This window comes from Priestia sp. P5_B4 (genome assembly GCF_056400385.1).
The window spans coordinates 1-2261 of the sequence record NZ_JBFULJ010000629.1 but is presented as its reverse complement, the minus strand read 5'-3'; the positions used below and the strand labels follow the sequence as shown (position 1 = coordinate 2261).

Sequence of the window (2261 nt, the reverse complement as noted above, 5' to 3'; positions counted from 1 at the left end):
CCTCCTCATTTCAAATAAATTTGAATTATTATCATTATGATTCAAATTTATTTGAAATGTCAATAACTTAGCGATTATAATAAATTTATGATAAAAAATAGTCATGTAACCGATACATTTAAAGTACTTCAAGATCCAATACGTATAAGAATTATTGAGATGCTTCAATTTGATCGTGAAAGGAGAGAGTTTTTACCTGATACATCTGAAGCAAAAGGTGGATTTTGTCCGATGGATATTTTAACGATTTTAAATGAAGAGGGTATCAATATTTCAAATACTAAATTGTCTTATCATCTCAAAGAACTAAAGAAAAATCATCTTATTAATTTAGTAAAAGAAGGAAAACGTTATTTTTATCTGTTTAACAAAGATGGTTTAGAAGTGATTTTAAGCTGGGTTAAAAATGTAATGGAAGAATAATAAGCAGTAAATAGAGCAAACTGCTCAAGATTCATTAAAGAATCAAAAATCCGACATGATTAAAGAAAAACCTACCTCCATCTTGCAAAGGTAGGTTTTTCTTTTTTAGCTGTATACTCTATACAAATTTAGTTAACATAATCACCATATCAGCACCAAAAAAGAAGCTTCTTTTTAAAAAAACTTTTAACTGCTTATTCAAGTGTTTGTCCTATCATATAGGTTCGTATTAGTAATATACTGTTTGTACATCTATAAAAGAAGGGGGGAGTAGCAATGGGAAAGCAGATACATATTATCCATGGATACGGAGCTTCACCATCTAGTCATTGGTTCCCATGGTTAAAAGAAAAATTAATAGCAGATGCTCATCAAGTTTCGGTTCCTCACATGCCAAATTCGTCTGACCCTAAGAAAGAAGAATGGTTGGAAACATTGACTAATAAAATAAAGAATTTAGATAACAATGCTTATTTTGTAACACATAGCTTAGGMTCTATYACACTATTRAACTATCTAGAACARTTAGATCMRTTACCAGAMTTYGGAGGMTTTATTCTTGTTTCYGGCTTTTCTGARMRAYTATCRTCTTTACCYTCACTAGATCCWTTTACAGTTAAARMAGTRRATMATCAAAAAATAATTTCTGCAACTAATTYACGTGYTGTTATYGCYGCGAAAGATGACTATATTGTTCCTTTTCAATTAAGTGAAAATTTATCARAACAATTGRATACRTCAYTTTATCCTGTTRAAAAGGGTGGYCAYTTTCTAGAAGATGAYGGTTTYATTACTTTTAAATTRGTTYAYGRTATYTTAAATAATATGATGAAAACTGTATAAATAATGAGGGAGCAGGATAGTACCATGGATAAAAACAGAATAAAGATACTCGCTATTTCAGGCAGTTTGCGCAAAAATTCTTCTAATACAAATATTTTATATGCTATGTCTAATCTAAGACCTGAAAATACTGATTTTCAATTTTACAAAAGGTTGGAACACCTTCCTCATTTCAACCCTGAAATAGATACTGATAGTCCTCCTGATCTTGTTAAGGACTTACGTAACCAACTGAAAATAGCCGATGGTGTAATAATATGTACGTCAGAATATGCTAGGGGAGTCCCGGGGTCCCTAAAAAATGCTCTTGATTGGATTGTATCTTCGGGAGAATTTGTAAATAAACCAGTAGCTGTTATTAGTGCCTCTTCACATAGCTCAGGTGGGAGAAAAGCTCACGATTCCATTTTACTTACATTAGAGATGATTGAAGCAAAAATTCCAAAGGAAAGCACTTTACGAATTGGTGCTATAGGAACCAAAATTAATAATAAAGCCGAGATTTTAGATTCTACAACGAGTGAACAGTTAAAATCGGTAATGAATTCTCTCATTTCATCTATCAAGTCTAACTAGGGGAAGAGCATTTGGCTTAACTCAAACAGTTCATTAATTAGGGAGTATGTTAGGTTCTTTACTAGGTGGAATTATAGAAGGGGTTTTTCCAATATATATCGTATTTTTAATGAAAGGATCTTTACTGTTAACTGCTAAGGGACTGATGTACTTGTATAAAGAGAAGGGTAAGAATAATGCATTTAATAAATAAGAAAAACTCTACAAGTGATTTCTTATTTATATAGACTAAAGCAAGAACTATACCTTTATTCACTAAATAGAGAAAATGAAATCGTTCATTGCATCCTTTTTATAAACTTACACCCTGGGAAGAAGTAGTAAACAATTATTTAGATAGGGAGGAAATACCTTATGAGTCATCAAAATCGCTCTGCAAAATTTCAACAATTTCAGCAACTCCATAATCAATCATCTAC

At 31.2% G+C, this 2261-nt stretch carries 3 protein-coding genes; all 3 read left to right on the top strand.

Annotated elements, in window-relative coordinates; translation table 11 throughout:
* Nucleotides 1-159 precede the first annotated feature (159 nt).
* The 3 genes from AC1DRF_RS23935 (at nt 160) to AC1DRF_RS23925 (ending at nt 1842) form a co-directional block, all read left to right on the top strand.
* The gene (locus tag AC1DRF_RS23935) at nt 160-423 is read left to right on the top strand and encodes an ArsR/SmtB family transcription factor (RefSeq protein ID WP_238940094.1); all 264 of its coding nucleotides are present in this window, start codon (nt 160-162) and stop codon (nt 421-423) included.
* A gap of 276 nt (nt 424-699) precedes the next feature.
* On the top strand, nt 700-1266 hold the full coding sequence (locus AC1DRF_RS23930; protein ID WP_477741867.1) for an RBBP9/YdeN family alpha/beta hydrolase: 567 nt from the start codon (nt 700-702) through the stop codon (nt 1264-1266).
* Nucleotides 1267-1290: 24 nt separating this feature from the next.
* The gene (locus tag AC1DRF_RS23925; protein WP_427076792.1) at nt 1291-1842 is read left to right on the top strand and encodes an NADPH-dependent FMN reductase; all 552 of its coding nucleotides are present in this window, start codon (nt 1291-1293) and stop codon (nt 1840-1842) included.
* The last annotated feature ends 419 nt before the right edge of the window (nt 1843-2261 follow it).

What these genes read in the sequence shown, in the direction of transcription:
- AC1DRF_RS23935 (WP_238940094.1), top strand. Translation starts at nt 160, where the DNA reads ATGCTTCAATTTGATCGTGAAAGGAGAGAGTTTTTACCTGATACATCT.
- AC1DRF_RS23925 (WP_427076792.1), top strand. Translation starts at nt 1,291, where the DNA reads ATGGATAAAAACAGAATAAAGATACTCGCTATTTCAGGCAGTTTGCGC.